General features: G+C 43.1%; 13 protein-coding genes. 12 read left to right on the forward strand and 1 reads right to left on the reverse strand.

The features are described from left to right. The 4 genes from H6G79_RS24960 to drmC all read left to right on the forward strand — a co-directional run bounded on the left by H6G79_RS24960 (nucleotide 1) and on the right by drmC (nucleotide 7,059). The gene (locus tag H6G79_RS24960) at nucleotides 1-867 is read left to right on the forward strand and encodes a hypothetical protein (RefSeq protein WP_190592738.1); all 867 of its coding nucleotides are present in this window, start codon (nucleotides 1-3) and stop codon (nucleotides 865-867) included. A 119-nt stretch (nucleotides 868-986) separates the two neighbouring features. Then, nucleotides 987-4,382 carry a DISARM system helicase DrmA gene (drmA, locus tag H6G79_RS24965; protein ID WP_190592739.1) on the forward strand — a complete coding sequence of 1,132 codons (3,396 nt, stop codon included), beginning with the start codon at nucleotides 987-989 and terminating at the stop codon, nucleotides 4,380-4,382. Continuing rightward, nucleotides 4,379-6,238 (forward strand): DUF1998 domain-containing protein, encoded by a 1,860-nt coding sequence (drmB, locus tag H6G79_RS24970; protein WP_190592740.1) that lies wholly within the window; start codon nucleotides 4,379-4,381, stop codon nucleotides 6,236-6,238. Before drmA ends, drmB begins: the two co-directional genes overlap by 4 nt. Further along, nucleotides 6,235-7,059 carry a DISARM system phospholipase D-like protein DrmC gene (gene drmC, locus H6G79_RS24975; RefSeq protein ID WP_190592741.1) on the forward strand — a complete coding sequence of 275 codons (825 nt, stop codon included), beginning with the start codon at nucleotides 6,235-6,237 and terminating at the stop codon, nucleotides 7,057-7,059. The genes drmB and drmC overlap by 4 nt, the downstream gene beginning before the upstream one ends. Nucleotides 7,060-7,693: 634 nt before the next feature. Here the strand turns inward: drmC and H6G79_RS24980 are convergent. Continuing rightward, entirely contained in the window at nucleotides 7,694-7,915 is a 222-nt protein-coding gene (locus H6G79_RS24980) for a helix-turn-helix transcriptional regulator (protein WP_224311777.1), read from the reverse strand. A gap of 151 nt (nucleotides 7,916-8,066) precedes the next feature. On the opposite strand from H6G79_RS24980, the gene H6G79_RS24985 reads away from it, so the two are divergent. The 8 genes from H6G79_RS24985 (at nucleotide 8,067) to H6G79_RS25020 (ending at nucleotide 20,140) form a co-directional block, all read left to right on the forward strand. Next, nucleotides 8,067-9,617, forward strand: a complete 1,551-nt coding sequence (locus H6G79_RS24985) for a hypothetical protein (protein ID WP_190592742.1) — start codon at nucleotides 8,067-8,069, stop codon at nucleotides 9,615-9,617. Nucleotides 9,618-9,750: 133 nt separating this feature from the next. After that, a complete protein-coding gene (locus tag H6G79_RS24990; protein WP_190592743.1) occupies nucleotides 9,751-10,338 on the forward strand; it encodes a hypothetical protein in 588 nt (195 codons plus the stop codon). A 477-nt stretch (nucleotides 10,339-10,815) separates the two neighbouring features. Further along, the gene (iscB, locus tag H6G79_RS24995) at nucleotides 10,816-12,108 is read left to right on the forward strand and encodes an RNA-guided endonuclease IscB (protein ID WP_190592744.1); all 1,293 of its coding nucleotides are present in this window, start codon (nucleotides 10,816-10,818) and stop codon (nucleotides 12,106-12,108) included. Next, nucleotides 12,098-12,670 carry a hypothetical protein gene (locus tag H6G79_RS25000; RefSeq protein ID WP_242048539.1) on the forward strand — a complete coding sequence of 191 codons (573 nt, stop codon included), beginning with the start codon at nucleotides 12,098-12,100 and terminating at the stop codon, nucleotides 12,668-12,670. Before iscB ends, H6G79_RS25000 begins: the two co-directional genes overlap by 11 nt. A 96-nt stretch (nucleotides 12,671-12,766) precedes the next feature. Then, nucleotides 12,767-13,057, forward strand: coding sequence for a GIY-YIG nuclease family protein (locus H6G79_RS25005; protein ID WP_044520292.1), 291 nt, complete (start codon nucleotides 12,767-12,769; stop codon nucleotides 13,055-13,057). Further along, nucleotides 13,026-13,331 (forward strand): DUF3155 domain-containing protein, encoded by a 306-nt coding sequence (locus H6G79_RS25010; RefSeq protein WP_190582596.1) that lies wholly within the window; start codon nucleotides 13,026-13,028, stop codon nucleotides 13,329-13,331. The genes H6G79_RS25005 and H6G79_RS25010 overlap by 32 nt, the downstream gene beginning before the upstream one ends. 180 nt (nucleotides 13,332-13,511) lie before the next feature. Further along, nucleotides 13,512-16,643 (forward strand): CHAT domain-containing protein, encoded by a 3,132-nt coding sequence (locus H6G79_RS25015; RefSeq protein ID WP_190582598.1) that lies wholly within the window; start codon nucleotides 13,512-13,514, stop codon nucleotides 16,641-16,643. Next, a complete protein-coding gene (locus H6G79_RS25020; RefSeq protein WP_190582600.1) occupies nucleotides 16,643-20,140 on the forward strand; it encodes a CHAT domain-containing protein in 3,498 nt (1,165 codons plus the stop codon). Before H6G79_RS25015 ends, H6G79_RS25020 begins: the two co-directional genes overlap by 1 nt. The last annotated feature ends 23 nt before the right edge of the window (nucleotides 20,141-20,163 follow it).

The following is a 20,163-nucleotide window of genomic DNA, read 5'->3' on the forward strand; positions in this document are numbered from 1 at the left end:
GTGAGTGTCGTTAGTGGCAAAATTATTTTCTGTGAGGGCAAGCAAACCAGTTTAGATTTTAGACTACTTAACAGAGTTGTCGAGAACCTTGTAACAAATAAACCCACAATTGTTCCCTCTGGCAGTAAATTTACTTTTTCAGTTTTTGTTCAGGGTTACTTTTCTAGAGATGGAGCGACAAATCAACAATACATTATTTTTCGCGATCGCGATTTTGACGCTCAACCAACTACCAACATCGGATTAATCCCATTCCAATCCATGTTGCTTACCCATCGTGCTTGTGTGGAGAATTATTTAATAAATGCCGATTTAATTCACGATTATTGGCACTCAAAATATCTAGAAAAACAAGAAAATCCCACTTCCAAATGGGGACATGGAGATTCACCAGGAATTGAGGCGATCGCAACTTGGATTGAAGAAGCTGCAAGAAGCTTGCAAGATTATCAAGCAGTAAGATGGGCATTAGCCAACTTGTTGCAATCAAGTGCAAGTCGGCATCAATTAAAAACAACATGGACAGGTGGTAGTGGTAAACTCCCATCCTCACTAACCCTCCAAGACTGTCAAACTGAAGCTGAAGCACTAATTAACCAGTTTCAACAAGCAGTTGGAACAGTTACATTAGCCAGATTTCAACAAAGTCTTGCTGTATATCAGCAGCAGTTTACCCAAGAGGAATTTTGGACACAGAAGCAATATTTGATCTGGTTTCATGGTAAAGATATTCAAAAAGCAATGCAGCAACAGAAACCTCAGTATATTTCTCTGAACGCTTTTTTTGATTGGGTACTGAATCAACTTGATGTTAATCAGTACCCAGATTTAATTGAGTTACAAAACAGAATTAACCCTCTTCAATAGTAATTTCTGATTGTAACGATAGACTAAAGTATTATTTGACACTTTTAAACACTTCGGGCAACATAAGAAAACAGTTAATTGCTTGTTATATCTTTTAAAGGAGTAAACAGCGATACACCATGCCCCATACTCCTGCCGAAGTGCGTTCATGTCTCATTGATGCCCTACAACTTGACTTAGTGGGGCCTACGCCCAATGATATCGCCCATGTTGACGAAATTATTGACCAAGCTCCATCTAAGTGGTATCTCACGGGTTTTTTAGTGCCTTATGAAGCTTCAGTAGAACAGCGTTCAGAAGATATAGGTAACGATGACATAGACGAGATTTCTCAGGTGAACGCTGGCGATGATGAAAAGCAACCCGACAGTGCCTCCGCCCGGAGAGCATTTTTCCCCTCATCAATGGGTTTAAGCATCCTTGTACCAGCAACCGCTAAGGAAATAAATGTTACTGTTCACTGGGGCGATTACTGTCCAGTTGATGAAGAAAATGAAGAAAATCAGGAAGACTCTAAAAGCCAACTCCAGTTACCCCGGCTGTGGCAAAGAACCCCCGGACAAGCAGAATTAACTGTTCCTCTCCATTTAAGTAACGTACCCAAACATTGGGAAATTCCTGGTAGTAACGGTTTGAGACTCGTTACCTCAGTGCGTCCCGTAGCTGCGGCGGAGTTAGTTCCTGTTGGTACTCGTTCTGTGTCCGTGTTCCTGGTGAACTATCGCCCGCCAGTAGCCAACCCCTACAGCGATATTGCTTTCGCCTTCCAAACTTGCCTCATCATCCGCACCCCTTATTCTCTCGTTCCTCGTCCCAACCTGCGCGGACGACACGGTGATGATTGGGATGAGAAGGTAGCAGATTTACAGTATCGAGATGATTATGAGTATGCAGTAGGACATAACGTTTCAGCTGTTGCTGTAACCAACGATGACACTACTTGTCAAGAAGTCCGCACTGCTTGGATGCCCATTGCTGATGTAGAAAAGGTAGTACCTGAGCAAGTTGCAGGCGTGGAACTGGGGATGGAAGCACTCGCCGCCGCACCCACGGTGGAAGCTCTGCGAAATATGATGTCTGGGATAGTTGATGCTTATGGGGTGTGGATTGAAGCACAAAAGCTCAATCTTCCCAGTGAACCAGAACGACTGGAAGTTGCTAACGATTTACTCAACCGGGCAACCAGGGCAAACAAACGCATCGCCGCCGGATTGCAAGCCCTAGACGATCCTAATGTATTAGAAGCATTTCAAATTGCCAATCGCGCGATCGCCATTGCTATCCGTCAGCGTCTTACCCACAATACAGATACTACCCCAGAATCTGTCAGACCTCCGGCATGGCGACCTTTTCAGCTGGCGTTTTTATTAATGAACTTGGTTGGTATTGCCCATCCCGAACACCCTGACCGAGAATTAGTAGATTTGCTGTTCTTCCCCACAGGCGGTGGTAAAACCGAAGCTTACTTAGGATTAGCAGCATTCGCAATGGTATTGCGCCGCCTGCGAAACCCCACAATAAACTCAGCCGGCGTAAGTGTTTTGATGCGTTATACGCTGCGCCTGCTTACCCTTGACCAATTAAGCCGTGCTGCTACTCTTGTCTGCGCCTTAGAGTTAGAAAGACAAAAAGATACACAAAAATTAGGCCCCTGGCCTTTTGAAATTGGACTGTGGGTGGGACAAACCGCTACTCCCAACCGCATGGGAAAAAAAGGTGACAACGATGAATACACCGCCCGCGCCCGTACTATTGCCTTTCAAAATGACACCCGAAAACCTTCACCCATCCCTTTAGAAAACTGTCCTTGGTGCGGTAAACGGTTTACCTCTGACTCCTTCCAATTACTCCCAGATGCAAATCAGCCAAAATCTCTGCAAATTACTTGTATCAACCGCAAATGCAAATTTACCCGCAATCAATCGTTGCCCATCGTTGCCGTAGATGAACCAATTTACCAACGATTACCCAGCTTTATTATCGCCACTGTCGATAAATTCGCTAATCTCCCTTGGGTAGGAGAAACTGGAGCATTATTCGGACTGGTAGACCGTTATGACAAAGATGGTTTTTACGGGCCTGCCCATCCTGGCCGCGGTCAAGCACTTGCTGGTCATTTACCAGCCCCAGACTTGATTATTCAAGACGAATTGCACCTGATTTCCGGCCCCTTGGGAACAATGGTAGGGTTATATGAAACTGCCATTGACGAACTGAGCAGCAGAGAAATTAACGGTAAAAAATTACGCCCTAAAATTATTGCTTCTACTGCAACAGTACGGAGGGCAAGCAAACAAATTCGAGCCTTATTTGGGCGAGATGCTGTAGATATTTTCCCACCTCCCGGCCCCGATCGCCGCGATTCATTTTTCGCCAAAACAGTACCAGCAAGTGTCAGTAACGCCCGTACCTATGTAGGCATTGCGGCCCAGGGACGAAGCTTAAAAGTGGTACTGTTACGAACTTACTTAGCACTACTGGGTGCTGCACAGAAACATTATCAAGCAGCAGGAGGAGCAAAAAATCCTGATAACCCCGCAGATCCTTACATGACCCTGCTGGGATATTTTAACTCCCTGCGGGAATTAGGTGGTAGTCGCCGCATCGTTGAAGATGAAGTCAACTCTCGTCTAGCAAGGTATAGCCTGAGAAAACGAGTCAACGAAACTGAAGGTTTATTTGCTGACCGTCAAATTGCCTATGAACCGGCGGAATTAACTTCCCGTGTCAGCACTAATGTTGTTGCTGAAATCAAAAGCTGCTTGGCACTACCATTTCACGAGAAGAAACATATCGATGTAGCCTTAGCAACAAATATGATATCCGTGGGTTTGGATATCACCCGTTTAGGGTTGATGGTCGTGCTGGGTCAACCAAAAACAGCATCCGAGTATATTCAATCTACCAGCCGGGTAGGACGGGATGAAAATCGCCCTGGCTTAGTCATCACATTATTAAATATACATCGACCACGCGATCGCTCTCACTACGAACGCTTCCCAGCTTGGCATACCAGCTTTTATCGTTCTGTAGAAGCAACTAGCGTCACCCCATTTTCACCTCGTGCCATTGACAGGGGTATCGCCGCTATTTCCGTTGCCTTGGCGCGTTTAGGGCATCCTGGCATGACTGCACCACCCCGCGCTATCGAGATTTTACAACATCGGCAGGATTTAGAATATGTGGTCGATGCCATTAGCGATCGCGCAGAAATGCACGATAAAGAACTTGATGCCGTAGAAGCCGAAGCACTACGTCAAAAAGTCCGCGGACGGGTGAAAGATTTACTAGACACTTGGGAACGCATTGCTAGTCAAAAAATCAGCTTGCAATACCAACAAGAAGTAGGTCAAGCACCGCCATTATTATTTGACCCCCTTGACCCAGAACTTGAAAAGCAACCAATGGAAGCACGCAAGTTCAAAGCACAACGCAGCCTCCGAGATGTAGAACCAACAGTCAACTTGTGGGTTTGCAACCCTGATGGTTTTGAGGTTGAGGAGGACGAAAAATGAAGTCAAAAAGCAAACGCAAGCCTTCAGGAGAAATACGGCAAAGCCAAATTATCTCCACCTTTGGCCCCGGCGCAATGGTGGACTTACCAAATTACTCAGTCATCATCGGCGGACTCAACCACTGGCGGGGTAATAGACGACGAATTTACGAAGACCGCCTTGCAGCCAGGGTTGCCGAGATTTTGGGTGTCAGAGACATTGCTATGTATGCGCCACCTACAGACGAGCAAGACCCAGCCGCCGCTAGAAGTGGAATTTCAGCTTTTACCTTCCCCACTTGGTTTGTCGCCCAAGTAGAAGAAACTTGGATTTCCCCTAACGCCAAAGAATACCGTACTCGTCCTCTGATTCCTTGGGGTAGTCTAGTTAAAGGTAAATACCTCAGCGATACCAAAAAGAAAATCCCAGTTGTCCCCGTTCGCTTTGTCCAAGCCTGTGTTAACGGACACATCAGTGATATCGACTGGTATCGCTTTGTCCACAGCAATAGCGATGTTTCCAGTAAATGCCGGGGTCAACTTTGGCTTGACGAACGTGGTTCTGGCAACGATTTCGTAGATATCTTCGTTCGCTGTCAAGCCTGCGGCGCTCGTCGTCCCCTCTCTGATGCTACAGTACCCAATGGCAAAATTTTGGGTCAATGTCTGGGGCATCGTCCTTGGCTAGGGCCAAAAGCTTTTGAACCTTGTGTTTCCCGCGTCACTGGTAAACCAGAGTACAACCGACTGCTAGTAAGAGCTGCAAGTAATACTTACTTTTCTCAAGTTTTGAGTGTTATCTCTCTCCCAGACTCAGATGAAGCCCTGCGAGCAGCAGTTAATTTAGTCTATGAAGACTTTCTTCAGTATGCAGAAAGCTCAGATGATGTCAAAAGAGAACGCCGTAAACAAAAAGTTGCTAACGCCTTGGAAGGATTTAGCGATGAAGCTGTATGGGCAGAAATACGGCGCAAGCAAAGTGGACAAGGAGACCAAAGTAAAAGTATTAAGCAAGTAGAAATTGAAACCTTGCTTTCCAGCCCAGAAGAGATGGGAGAAGATGCCCCAGATGGTGACTTTTATGCCCGCGCCCGCAAGTTAACTGCTTTGCCCCCGTTATTATCCTCTCGTATTGACCGGATTATTCTAGTACATCGTTTACGAGAGGTCATTGCCCAAGTCGGGTTCACCCGCTTTGAACCTGCAATGCCTGATATTGATGGCGAACTGGCACTGGATGTGCGGCGGGCTGCCCTTGATATCGAACCAAGCTGGGTTCCTGCCATCGAAAACCGTGGTGAGGGTGTATTTATCAGCTTTCAAAAACAGGCAATCGAAAACTGGGTAAAGCAGCCTGCGGTGCAAAAACGTGGGCTGGAATTGTTGAGGGGCTTCGAGGTGTGGCAGAAGCGCAAGGCACTCCCAGAAGCTAAATTTCCTGGACTACCTTATATTATGCTGCACTCCTTATCACACCTATTGATTACAGCAGTATCTCTAGAATGCGGTTATGCTGCTTCATCAATTCGTGAACGCATTTATGTTGGTGACACTGGCTATGGAATTCTTTTATATACTGGTTCCCCTGGGTCGGAGGGAACTTTGGGAGGTCTGGTACAAATTGGCAAGCGAATTGAGTACCATCTAACTACCGCCCTAGAATTAGGAAGGCTATGTTCTAATGACCCTGTTTGCGCCCAACACCAGCCAGACAACGTACAAGAGGAGCGTTTTTTGCATGGTGCAGCCTGTCATGGATGTTTATTAATTGCTGAATCTTCCTGCGAACGTGGTAACGAATTTCTTGACCGGGCGCTTGTCGTAGCTACAGTTGAGGGTTTGGGTGCTGAGTTTTTTCTCAATCAGGAATTGTCATGACAGCGTTTCTCCAACTGAGCCGACCAGTTTTGCTCAGTTTGGCTACAGCCTTTGAAACAGGAAGGCTTCATCCACCCTTTAGCATATCAACTATTAAAACCTACGTCCCAGAAATTCTCAGTAGCAGTGTTGTTGAGGAACTCAATCGACTTAACGCAATGGGTGCTACTCCCGGTCACATAGCTTACACATTGCGTCTACTAGCAGCAGAACGGTCAGCATCTCAGGAAGTACACGACAGAGTAGAGTTGGTTTGGACAGGACAGGAAGTCGTCGGTTCTCAAAGCCGCGATACTAGCGTTGTTGTGCGCGAGTTATTCAGCACAGCCAAAAGTAGCATCCTTATTTCCAGTTTTGCTGTTGACAAAGGGAAAAAAGCACAAGCTCTGTTTGGTGTGCTGGCTTCCCGGATGGATGCGAATCTAGAACTAAATGTCAGGATGTTCCTTAACGTGAAGCGAACACCTACGGTGGGGCTTCGCCCATCGCACAACAATAAATTACCAGAGTCAACGCTTTTGAAAGAGTTTGCAGACACATTCCGTCAAGAAATCTGGACGGGACAACGCTTACCAGAAGTGTTTTATGACCCCCGTTCCCTCGCCCCAGGTGCAGGTACAAAAGCCTGTCTTCATGCGAAATGTGTTGTTGTAGATGAAGAACGCCTGCTTGTAACTTCAGCCAACTTTACTGAAGCCGCCCACGAACGCAATATTGAAGCTGGTGTACTAATTGATGACCCTGTAGCTGCTAAAGGAATGCGATCGCAGTTTGAAACTTTAGTGGCAAAGAATATACTACGTCGAGTACCGGGAATTTAATGATTTGACTAATTTCGCTGCTAAAGCATATGCGCTGGCAGCTGAATGTGATTGTGAAGCAGGTTGTCCAAGGTGTCTACATTCAACTGGTTGTCCGCAGCATAATGAAGCACTGCATAAAGACTTGGGTTTGTTTTTGTTAGATGCAATCAGTCAGGCAGTGTAGAACATTTGCGCCTACTGGGTTGAATAATTGCATCTTATCCCTGTTTTATCACTTTCGGAAAGGAATAATCGAAGCTAAACTCTGAAAGTTTTATTTAATAAAGCTTTGAGCCTTTATTTTCTAACAGAAACTAAAATTTATAGCCAAAAGTTGAAAAGTAAAGCTCCGAAACGCTTTCAGAGATTGGCTTCTCCCAGATTGACAAAACAGGGTTATACCGTATCAGATTTGACCAAGCCCACAAATGCTACTTGATACTGTTCACCCTGAATATTTCATACAGATCTATTTTTGATTCTGTAATTGCTACTGCCTGTGTTATCGCATATTCACCTTCCTGTTTCTTATTGTCCGTTAGTGCTTTGGTATTCGACAAGTAAATTAGCAAATCATCGGCTGATAATAGCTTGGTAATAGTTAAGTGCTATTCTCTCTTCCTTTGTAATCTTTAAAAACAATAGGAAATTTTCAATCTTGGTATTGTGAAGCATTAGCTATGGATTCCTTAACTGCTTGGTCTAATTCCTCAATTGAACATCCATAAAGCTTACATAATGCTGCTGTCTGATCAATTCTTAGTTTTGGTATAGTACGCCCTTTCTCCCAATTGCGTACAGAAGATTCTCCAACACCAACTTTACTAGCTACATCGACGGTTCTGAGATTTAACCGCTCTCTTAACTGCTTCATATCCATTACAGTAACTTTACCATTTGCATTACCGCAACGGGTTGACGGTTTTAGTTAACACAAGTAGAATTAGTAACAGAAAGCCGCTGCACTCGACTTCCAGGAAGAATCGCAACGGCTAACGTCAACCCCTTGCGAGGTCAATATAATCATGACACAACTGCAAGGAGCGATCGTAGTTTTACCCGACAACCAAGCGATCGCCCAATTAGAATTAGAGCAATATATCGAAGAACAAGCCGATGCCATTGCTCCTTTTGCAATAACTTACAGCTTCGATTACAACCAATTTAAAAAACCTGAACTACAAAGCAAAGCCCGAACAACGTTGGGTAACTTCTTAGGGTTTGTTCGCCAGACCTTTGATGGTTTATTAGAAAGTGGTCGAGCTTTGCAGCATGTCTATGACAACTGCATCGCTATGGCCACTGATGGGAAAAAGATTTTTGCAGCATGGCTCGATAGCCCTGACTTTGGGGCATCACGCTACATTGCTAAAGCCTCAATGGAAATATACACTTGGTTTGAGAAGCTTCCGAAAAGGGTGCAACACCTTGTGCGCGAGAAAGTACAGAATTGGAGCGTTGCAGCTCTACGCCAGTTAACTCAAATCTCAACTGACTTAGTGAAGGAGCTGGTAGGTACTGGGAAAAAGACAGCAGCACAAATTAAAGCAGCAGCAACCTCAGAACTGTCTACTCCTAAAGCAAATACTCTTTATAACTCTAAGTCAGTTCTGGTTGTTAGGAAATCAGATTCTATCGCATTATCTAAGGTACAGTTTGCACCGGGAGTGCGGGTTATCGTGGTCGAGGACAATATGGGTTGTACTGGATGTAGGGGCATCATTATTTCTAAATGGGATAAAACTGACTCAGATTTGTGGTGGGTATTATTAGACCATACAGTTTCTATGGGACTAGAAACTAAGCGCCTGTTTGAACCAGAACAGTTACAAGTAGAAGTGTCCACTGCCGAAATTACTCCCAAACAGACAAAGCTTTACACAACTGAAAAACTCTACACTGCGGCTCAACTAGAGCAGAAAATAGCAGAAGCCTTAGCACAACAAAATAAAGAAAAAGCCGAAGAAGAACTGGGGCGGTTTGTTGAAATTCGAGATGCAGCACTAAAAGCAGCAACTGTGGAACTTCAAGCAGCAAGAGCATATGCCCAAAAAATGGCCCAAGCCAAGGAAGAAGTAGCTAAAAAGCTAATTGAAACAGAACGCGAACTAGGGAAAGTGCGGTCACTCCAAACAGATAAGGCACAATTGGAACAACGAGTAGCCCAATTAGAAAAAGCTCTCGAAGATGCTAACAAAAACAGATGGAGCAATACATTCAATAGCCAAGCTGCTAAAGTAGTGAACTCGGAGTTGGAGAAAACTATTACACCTTTAATGTCGGAAGTTGAGCATTTAAATAATGTACTCTTATTACGAGAAGAAGAACTAGCCGAACTTCAAGTTGTTAATACCAAACAACAGGAAGAAATAACACAATTACGCCAATTATTACCTTTACCTAACATCGAAACCCAAGAATCAACAATTATTGCTGAATTTGGGCATATAGGAGAGCAGTTTGGTTGGGCTGGTTGGAGTCGTCAAGGTTATCGAGCAGTCAATGGAATTTTACATACAGGGATAAATGCTATTGCGGCTTTTGTCTTTGATTTGACTAATTCCCAACGTCATTAATAACAACAAATCACATTTTAGAGTTACGCCTAACAAATTACAGCTAGCTTCACATAATTGCTATGCAGAGAATACACAAAATGTATCTCTGTCCCTTGAGTTGCTGTAATTGCATTTAGGTAAGGGATCATTTATGAAAAACTATGAAATGCTCAAGAGTTTACCCAAAGAAAGGTTAGAACCCAGACAATTTCTACGCCACTGTTTCGGTATTGCCGAACTCAGTTCTGGAGAACTTCTTGAAGAAGAAACAGATTCGCAATATCGAAAAAAATGCATCACTGTACTATGTGCAATCTTAGGTGTACAAAGACCAACAGTTCGCAAGTGGGGAAGCGATCTCAATTTTGATGGAATACCTAACTATTGTAAATTTACACTTGCTTACATTCACGCCGCCGAAATCATACCAAACCAGCTAAATAGCATCTTGACAGGAGAATACAATGCACCGGAAGTAGATGCTCAAACCTTTCTAGAAAAAATACTCCTTGAAGGGTTAACTGAAAAACAAATACTGCAAACTGTTTCTCACGCCAATTTTCGCGCAACTTGTGTCAAAACCCTCACGCAAGTATTACATATTGGCACTAAGTCAGTCCAAGATTGGGGTCAGGATATGTCGTTTCACAAAATGCCCAAAATTCACAAGCACACCTTGGGTTATGCTTTGGCTGCTATCTCTAAATCATCAGAAACTTGGAATAAACAAGCAGCTTAAATTATTTGCAACAAATTAATGTAAAGTGAATCTTAATTATGCCAGTAACTATCACATCAATCTCTTACTTCCAAAAGCATCAATTAACCCCAAATCTAACCGCACATACTAGCACAGAACTCCAAAAGGTGATCTCTACTGTCAGTTCCTCCTCAATGGGGAGAAGGCTATCAAAATAGGGTTACTCACATAGGAATTGATTGAAGGATATGGGGTACTTCTCCAACAAATTCTCCGTGAAGCTATCAGCTAAACAGTAGACACGGCTGAACAACCAGCTCTTTTACTGAATAGATAGCCAGTTCCTCAGCCTTAAATGGCTACGTTAAGAGGGTCAGGACACCTAAAAGTGCTTTCCAGCTTTTAGCTCTGTCGATTAACTTTAAACATCTGTATTTAGCTAAGGAAGTGAGTTAATCTCAACAAGTCTTTTTAACATTGGCGAGGAAAACATTACCTGAGAAATCAGAGGACAAAATGTCTAACTTTGTATTTACAGTTGATACCAACAAGCAGCCGTTAAACCCAGTCCATCCAGGGCAAGCAAGGCGATTATTAAATCTACAACAAGCTGCCGTGTATCGTCGTTACCCGTTCACAATCATCCTAAAATATGCAGTTCCCAATCCTGAAATACAAACACACCAACTAAAAATCGATCCGGGTTCAAAGACTACCGGACTAGCAATTTTGCAAAGTAACAAAGTCCTTTGGGGTGCTGAATTAACCCATCGTGGTCAGCAAATCAAGAATAATTTAGAATCACGTCGTGCTATTCGTCGCAACCGTCGTAATCGTAAAACTCGTTACCGTAAACCACGCTTTCTTAACCGTACTAGAAAGCCTGGATGGTTGCCACCAAGTCTAGAATCTAGGGTTAAAAACATCCTTACTTGGGTTAAGCGAATAACTCGATATGTCCCGATTACAGGGATATCTCAAGAGCTAGTTAAGTTTAACCTTCAGTCGATGCAAAACCCTGAAATATCCGGCAAGGAATACCAACAAGGTGAACTTACAGGATACGAAATCAAGGAATATTTACTTGAGAAATGGGATAGAAAATGCGCTTATTGCGGTGTTGAAAACGTACCTTTGGAGGTAGACCATATTCACCCAAAGTCAAAAGGGGGAAGCGATCGCATTTCTAATCTCACAATCGCTTGTCACAGGTGTAACCAAGCCAAAAGTAATAAACATGTTAAAGATTTTCTAGCCAAAAAGCCTGATGTTCTATTCCGTATCTTGAGACAGGCAAAACAACCATTAAAGGATGCTGCGGCAGTAAATTCAACCCGATGGGTATTATTTAACACACTTAAACAAACGGGTTTGCCAGTAGAAATAGCAAGCAGTAGCAGAACAAAATACAACCGTATTCATCTGAACTTACCCAAAACTCATTGGCTAGATGCCGCTTGCGTGGGACTAGTAGAAAAACTGCAAGTCCTGACTTCGCAACCGTTGTTAATTGCTGCTAAGGGGTGGGGTAGCCGTCAGATGTGTACACCCAATAAATACGGTTTCCCCATAAAACACAAGACGCGGTGCAAAACTTTCTTTGGTTTCCAGACTGGCGACATGGTACGTGCGATTCTCCCATCCGGGAAATTCGCTGGTATTCACGTTGGTCGGTTAACTGTTAGAGAAAGTGGTGTTTTTGAAATGAGAACAGCAAAAGGGAAGGTTAGTCCAGTTCGTTATAAATACTGCAAATCAATTCAGCGTAATGATGGATATATGTATGCATTTTCCATAAATGTCCGATAAATTAGGGATTAGAGGTGAAGCGATCGCAGACTATCACGCCAAAATTAAATCCCAAGAAAAAGAGCAGCCGCAAGAAGAGACTGCTGAATCTGAAGTGGTTGTGGTTGAGTCAGGAATACCACAAGAGGAAATATCCCCAACAGAGAGCGAAAAAGCTATAGAAGTTAACTCCAGGCTAAAACAAAACGAACAAACCAGCACCAGTAACGCTACAGAACAGCAGTCAGTTGGGGAAGAAGTGTTAATGCTGGCAGAAAAACTCAAATCAGCTACCAGTTATTATCAAATTAGAAGTGCTATCTACAGGCATCTGGCTGTTAAAGATGAAGCTTGTCAGCAGCTTTCCCCAGAAGAACAGTTAAGAATTAAAAGATTGTTGCCCCAGGAAGTATTAGCTCTAACAACAGCCAGAGAAGCAGGTTTTATTATTGACTACTATGAGTTAGAAACTGGCTGGTTTCAAGTATTTATTGTAGGTGAAGATAAGCCTGTCAGCATTAGTAAATCAAATGTAATTAGTTGGGTACAAGAACAAGAAAGACTCAACTGCGTAACTACGTAAACCACCACAATCAGCTAACGCCTCAGCTTTCAAAATAATCCCAAAAAAGCATAAATGGAATTGTCAGGAAAGATACCCTCAATTCCTTGCTGCTACATGATTGAGCTATCTCGTCCGCTTGGAAATGAGAAACATCAAGCTCGTTACTACTTAGGTTCATGCGCGAACCTCAAGAAAAGATTTCAGCAGCATCTACAAGGATCTGGCGCAGCATTTACTCGTGCTGCGATAAAACGCGGCATCGAATTCAAAATTGTCCACGTATGGAAGACTTCAAGTAAACAAGAAGCCCGTCAGCTTGAAATTCAACTCAAACGATATAAAAACCATGCACAATTATTAAGGAGAGTGCAAAATGCCAAAACGAATTCGACAAAAACTAGGTAGATACCATTTGAAACGTAAGTTACGTGGAAAAGTTTTGCTATCAAAGGTTACAAGCTTTAGTTGCTATCAACAAAACCATCAAGAAAAAACCTGTACAACTGCAAGGAAATTCATTCGCAATAACAATATTCAACCACCAAGCGTTATCACCGTACTCAAGATATCGGGTAGTGAAGAGAGATTTTTCTTATCAAACAATGGACTGTTTAGTTATAAATATGCCATTGAAAATTACAAATTATTCTCACCAGAGATAGCTTCTGTTGTTAGTTAAATCAACTATAACTGGAATCTACTATAGCCTGCCAGTTTTGGCAGGTTAAAAAGCAACAAGACTTACTTGACGAAGTTTATAAATGTATACAACAGTATTATTAACTTTTTATTGAGGTTTGGAGAGTCTGTAACTTCTATGTCCCCAGAATATTTAAACCTTTGGATTGAGTTACTGGAGGTGACACGTGAAAGTCAAGGGAATCCTAAAGTCGTATTTCCACTGCTCCAAGCGAATAAAAATAAGTTAAACGCTCAATTTGCTCAACTTCCTGCTTATTGGGTTGCCTTCGCTCTGCCAAGGCTAACTTCTCAACAGGCTGTAACAGTTGCAATTACAATTTTGGAATTTAGTGATTTGATGCAGCAATTTTCTCCTGATAATCGAGAGATTGCGATCGCTGGTTATGGTGCTGCATTGATGGTTCTCAATCGACAAGATTTTCCGCAGCATTGGGTACGAATCCAGATTAATCTGGCAGTTGCCTATCGCAATCATCATCTAGGCGATCGCGCTCTTAACTTGGAACGGGCAATCGAATGTTACCAAAGTGCATTACAGCTAATTAGTCGTGATGGGTCAAAAGAAACTTGGGCTTTGGTATATGCAAATCTGGCAGTAGCTTACATTGATCGCATACTAGGCGAACGAGCCGACAATTTAGAGCAAGCAATCGCCTGCTGTCAGAGAGCCTTGGAGGTTTATAATCGCCAAGATTTTCCCCTGGACTGGGCAATGGTTTATAACAGTTTGGCCGTTGCCTATCGTACCCGGATTTACGACAATCGCTCTGAAAACCTGGAAAATGCAATTGCTTGCTACCAACAGGCACTCCAGGTTTACACCCGCGAGCAATTTCCCACACAATGGGCAACGACTTTAAGCAACTTGGGAAATGCATATCGAACTCGTCTCCAAGGAGATCGCTCAGAAAACTTGGAACAAGCAATTAGCTGCTGTGAACAAGCATTAGAAGTTTTGACACTTGCAGAATCTCCATTAGATTGGGCACGGACTCAGCGCTATCTCGGTAGTGCTTATCGGCAGCGGATTCGTGGGCAGCAAACTGAAAATTTGGAGCGAGCGATCACGGCCTATCAGTCGGCATTGCAAGGTTATCAGCAACAAACTACTCCTCAAGATTGGGCGATGTCCCAAAATGACCTAGCTCTAGCTTATATTGAGTGTCTGCGGGTCAAAGATGAAGATGCCGCAGACGATCTCGAACAAGCCATTGCTTGTTGTGAAAATGCCCTACAGGTATTTACCTCTAATGCTTTTCCAGAACAGCGTGCTCGTACTTTGAATACACTGGGTTTTGCGTATACAGTTCGTTTGAATGGCGATCGCGCAGAGAACTTGGAACAAGCCATTGCTTCCTATCGAGAGGCGTTGCAGTTTTACACTTACGAAACTCTCCCCGAACAATGGGCACGAACTTATAATAATCTAGGCCATGCACTGAAGGAGCGTATTCAGGGAAATCGACGTGAGAATTTGCAGGATGCGGTTACTGCCTACCAGCAAGCTTTACGGGTCTACACACCGACAACCTTTCCCGAAAACTATGTTAAAACCCAATCAGGTTTGGGGTTAGCCGAGCAGGAACTTGGGCAACTTCATGCAGCTTACGAAGCCTTTGAAGCAGCAATTGAGCGGTTAGAATTTCTTCGCAGTGAGATTATTTCTGGAGATGTCGTCAAACAGAAGTTGGCACAAGAGTGGAACGATCTTTATGAGGATATGGTGAGCTTGTGCTTGCAACTAGCTGCAACAGAACCACACTATGCTAGCCGAGCACTAGAATACATCGAACGTAACAAGGCTCGGAATTTAGTAGAACTGCTCTCGCTACAAGATATCTTGCCCAAAGGTGAAATTCCCACTGTTGCAATTGAGGAATTGCAAAATCTGCGGCGGCGGCTGGCGGCAGAAGAGCGATCGCTCTTAAACGCAGAAGCCGAAGACTATCGCCGCTTCGATCAACTTCGTCAGCAATTCAACCAGTTTGTAGAGGTCAACATCAAACCACTCGATCCCACATTCAGCGCCACTCAAAAGGTCGATTCCATCTCTTTTGCCCAAATACAAGCCCTTTTGGATGACACCACGGTTGCTTTAGCGTGGTATGTCACTAAAAACTATTTCTTAACTTTCGTCGTCACCCGTCAGTCTGAAAAACCGCAAGTTTTCCGTTTTGAAGAAGGAGATCGTAACGCTTTACGAGATTGGATCAACAGCTATTTTCAGCATTATCTCCACATGAAGACGAATTGGCAGACCTCATTAACTGACCAGTTGCAAGCATTATCTAAAATTCTTCATCTGGAGCAGATTGTAAAGTTGATACCAAACAACTATAAACAGTTAATTTTGATTCCTCATCGCTTTTTACATTTGCTTCCCCTTCATGCCCTTCCTATTAAAAATTCCCAAAAGCTTGAAGCTTCCCAAGTTGCTAGCATTCCTCAACAAACATTTTTGAGTTATACGCTCCTAGATCGCTTTTTGGGTGGAGCGCGCTATGCTCCTAGTTTTCAAGCATTACAACTAACCCAAGATCGACATCGCCCTGCCTTCAATCGATTTTTTGGAGTGCAAAACCCCACTGACGATCTCAGTTATGCAGATATAGAAGTGGCAGAGATCGCTAAAGTATTTCAACCTCATACAGAAATCCTAGTCAAGGAGGCAGCACATAAGGCAGCAATTTTAGCTGCTTTCCAAACTGCTCACTGCACTCACTTTGCTTGCCACGGCTATTTTGATTTTGATGCTCCTCTCCAATCTGCTTTGGTATTGGCAGGTGCAAAAGCAACTTCATCTCAAAATTTTAGCAGCAATGAAGAATGTATTGATTTAGAGATGTGTCTTAGCTTGGGAGAAATTTTTGGGCTAGATCTGAGTCAGTGCCGTCTTGTAACGCTTTCCGCCTGTGAGACTGGCTTGACAGATTTCAGAAGTATTACAGATGAGTACATCGGCTTGCCTAGTGGCTTTCTATATGCAGGCAGTCCAACTGTGGTTAGTAGTCTGTGGACAGTGAATGATCTTTCGACAGCGTTTTTGATGATCAAGTTCTATCAAAACTTATGGAGAGGCACTCCAGGAGGATTAGCGCTCAATCAGGCTCAACTTTGGTTAAGGAATTTGACCAAAGTGGAATTACAAAAATGGATTGAAGAAAATCAGTTACAGCTAAGTCCTACCCTTAAAATTAGTTTATATCGTCGTTTCCATAATTTGCCGGATAACGACCAACCGTTTTGGCAACCTTTCCATTGGGCAGGATTCTGCGCTACAGGTCAGTGATGGATAAACAACGTCAACAAGCCTATCTGAATCTGATTGAATTGCTACTTAACAGTCCCAGGGAGCAAAGTCAGGAAATTCTGAACGCTCATCGAGACCTGATAGATAGTGGTTTGGTTGAGATGATGGAAAAAACAGCAGCGATGCTAGCAAAGCAAGCTAATATTTTAACCAGTCTTGCCAGTGAGCTGACTCAGACGCAGGAATTATCAAATAATATCAAGGTGTTTACCGCAGAAGAATATCACGATTTTTTGTTACAGGTATTGCAAGCAACCGCAAAAAGCGACGAAGAACCACATGAGTTGTATATATTGTTGCAAGCTAACCAGGACAAACTAGATGAACACTTTGCTCAACAATTGCGTAACTGGGCAATGGCTACTCTAATCAAAGCATCGACAGAACGAGCGCAAAGTATTGCTGCAATTATTGCTGATTTTAGCGATCGCATTCAGCAGTTCCAACCCCTGAAAAGAACTTACAAAATAGAGATTGCGATCACAGGCTACGAGACCATTGTGGTTACTACCTTTACTCGTGATGCTTACCCAAGAGAATGGGCAGCTCTTCAAAACAGGTTGGGTGCTGCTTACTTTTATCGCAGTCGGGGAGAGCTAGCAGAAAACATAGAACAAGCAATTCGCTACTTCCATAATGCTTTAGAGGTCAATACTCGTGAGCGTGACCCTTACGAATGGGCAGGAATTCAGCAGAATCTTGGCGAAGCCTATCGTAGACGCATCCAAGGCGATAGATCGCAAAATATTGAGGAGGCTATCCATTATTTCACCACTACTTTAGCAGTCTATAATCGCGAGAATTTCCCCGAAAAATGGGCTGCTATGCAAAATAATTTGAGCGCTGCTTACATAGAGCGAATTCAGGGTGTGCAAGCACAGAATCTTGAACAGGCTATTCACCATGGCCATGCTGCTCTAGAAGTCTTCACTGTTGAGAACAATCACTACGAATGGGGTACTACCAAAAATAATCTGGGCGAAGCCTACCGTAAACGCATCCAAGGTAATCGAGCCGAGGATATTGAAGCCGCCATTGAATGCTGCCATCAGGCATTGCAAGTTCGCACTCGGGAACGCTACCCATATGAATGGGTGACTACTCAGAATAATCTAGGTAAAGCTTACCTTGAACGCATCGAAGGCGATCGCGAAGAGAATATCGAGATGGCTATCTCCTGTTTTACCCAAGTACTTGAGGTTTGCACTCCTGAAGATTCACCTGCCAAATGGGGAGAAACCAAAAATAATCTAGGTGCTGCTTACCTAGAACGCATTCGGGGCGAGCGAATAGAAAACATAGAGGAAGCTATCCGCTATTTTACCGCCGCGCTTGAAGTTTGCACCCCTGAACGTGGTAGTCAACAATGGGCTAATCTGCAAAAGAATCTAGGCGTTGCCTTCCTTTACCGTGTCGCAGGAGATGAGCCAGAAAATATAGAGACAGCTATCCACCATTTAATCGCTGCTTTAGCAGTTTACACTCCTGAAAGCAACTCCTACCAATGGGCTACTACCCAAGCTAATTTAGGAACTGCTTACTGTAACCGCAGCGTGTCAGAAGAAGCAGAGAACTTACAAAAGGCTATTGAAAACTATACTAATGCTTTGAGATTTTTAGACTCTAACCTCTTCCCCTATCAATGGGCAATCATCGAAAATAATCTGGGTATTGCCTATCGTGAGTTTAATAACATTGCAGATGCAATTAAATCTTTTCAAGCCGCATTAACAAAACATCCTCCGGAGGATTTTCCACTTGAATGCTTGAGAACTGGACGCAATTTGGGCAATACTGCTTTTAATGCTGAGTTGTGGACAGAAGCGATTGAGGGATATGGTGTTGCCGTTCGTGCCCTTGAATACAGTCGCACCGGAGCGATCACCGATACTAGGCGGCAAGAAATTCTCTCTGGAGCAATTGATGTTTACGCCAACATAGTGGAAGCTTACATCAAAACTAACCACTCAGATCAAGCAATTGAATACGTCGAGCGTAGCAAAGCCCGAAATTTGGTTGATACTCTTTCTAACCGTGACATCTACCCCAAAGGCAACATTCCAGAGACCATTATCAATGAACTAAAGCGATCGCGGCAAGAAATTGTAGCAGAACAGCGTCGCTTAGACATTATTGAGCAAAATCGCTCAAGCAGCATGGGTCAATTAATAGGAGATTCAGATAATTGGCTAAAAGATCGCACCCGCCTGAATGAATTACTTCAACAACTGGATCGTCTAATAAAAAACGAAATCGACCCCATAGACCCCAGCTTCAGGGCAACTCAGCAAGTTAAACCTATTTTCTATAGCGAGATTAAAACTCTTCTAGATGACCGCACTGCTATAGTTGAGTGGTATATCTGCAATGATAACTTCCACACTTTCATTATTACCCACTCATCAGAACTTCCTCTAGTTTGGTCATCCTCTGCTGAAGAAATGCAAGCTTTGATGGATTGGCAAAATGAGTATTTGCAAGACTACCAACAAAACCGCAAACAGTGGATTGAAAAACTTCCAGATAACCTGCAAAACCTCGCAAGTATTCTGCATATTCATGAGATTATTAATTACCTACCAAACAACTGTGACCAGCTAATTTTAATTCCCCATCGTTTCTTACACTTAATCCCCCTTCATGCTTTACCTTTATCCCCAAATACTAATCTTCTAGACCACTTCAGCCGAGGTATGCGTTATGCTCCTTCATGCCAGTTACTACAACTCACTGGAAAACAGTTATGTTCAGATTTTAATCGCCTTTTAGCAATTCAAAACCCTACAAAAGACTTGGGTCATTCTGCTGTTGAGGTGAAAAGCATTCAAAATTGCTTTGCACACGCTGACATTTTGATTGAAGATGCTGCCACAAAAGCAGCACTTATAGAAGTCAAAAATCAAGATGGTGGCACGAGAGAAGTTATACAAAATTCGCAATTTAGCTTGGCAAACTGCATTCACTTTTCTTGTCATGCAGAATTTAATTTTGAATCTCCTTTAGAATCAGCATTATTATTAGCAAATAAAGAACGTATCACCCTTGGTGAAATTTTTGACCTTGACCTCTCCCAATGTTGTCTTGTCACCCTTTCTGCTTGCGAAACTGGTTTAACGAACTATAAAATCCTCAGTGATGAATACATAGGTATTCCGAGTAGCTTTATCTACGCAGGTAGTCCTAGTGTTGTCAGCAGTTTATGGACAGTCCAGGATGTATCAACAGCTTTCTTGATGATTAAGTTTTATCAAAACTTGCGTACTGTTTTATCAATAGCAGTCGCACTAAATCAAGCTCAAATCTGGCTGCGGAATATTAGCAAAAAAGAACTGCAAATATGGATAGCAGAAAACCAAATTCAACTGGATGCAACACTAATGATGAGTTTGCGTCGGAGATTAAACAATATATTAGATGATGATAAACCTTTTCAATCACCATTTCACTGGGCAGCCTTCTGTGCCATAGGACAGTAGTAAAATATAAATTAAAAAATTAC

This window comes from Anabaena sp. FACHB-83, from assembly GCF_014697485.1.
GTDB lineage: Bacteria > Cyanobacteriota > Cyanobacteriia > Cyanobacteriales > Nostocaceae > Nostoc_B.

Bases quoted from the DNA above. Each gene is read 5' to 3' on its own strand.
- drmB (WP_190592740.1), top strand. From the start codon at position 4,379: ATGAAGTCAAAAAGCAAACGCAAGCCTTCAGGAGAAATACGGCAAAGC.
- H6G79_RS24990 (WP_190592743.1), top strand. From the start codon at position 9,751: ATGAAAAACTATGAAATGCTCAAGAGTTTACCCAAAGAAAGGTTAGAA.
- drmC (WP_190592741.1), top strand. From the start codon at position 6,235: ATGACAGCGTTTCTCCAACTGAGCCGACCAGTTTTGCTCAGTTTGGCT.
- H6G79_RS24980 (WP_224311777.1), bottom strand. From the start codon at position 7,915: ATGAAGCAGTTAAGAGAGCGGTTAAATCTCAGAACCGTCGATGTAGCT.
- H6G79_RS25000 (WP_242048539.1), top strand. From the start codon at position 12,098: ATGTCCGATAAATTAGGGATTAGAGGTGAAGCGATCGCAGACTATCAC.
- H6G79_RS25005 (WP_044520292.1), top strand. From the start codon at position 12,767: ATGATTGAGCTATCTCGTCCGCTTGGAAATGAGAAACATCAAGCTCGT.
- H6G79_RS25020 (WP_190582600.1), top strand. From the start codon at position 16,643: ATGGATAAACAACGTCAACAAGCCTATCTGAATCTGATTGAATTGCTA.
- drmA (WP_190592739.1), top strand. From the start codon at position 987: ATGCCCCATACTCCTGCCGAAGTGCGTTCATGTCTCATTGATGCCCTA.
- iscB (WP_190592744.1), top strand. From the start codon at position 10,816: ATGTCTAACTTTGTATTTACAGTTGATACCAACAAGCAGCCGTTAAAC.
- H6G79_RS25010 (WP_190582596.1), top strand. From the start codon at position 13,026: ATGCCAAAACGAATTCGACAAAAACTAGGTAGATACCATTTGAAACGT.
- H6G79_RS24985 (WP_190592742.1), top strand. From the start codon at position 8,067: ATGACACAACTGCAAGGAGCGATCGTAGTTTTACCCGACAACCAAGCG.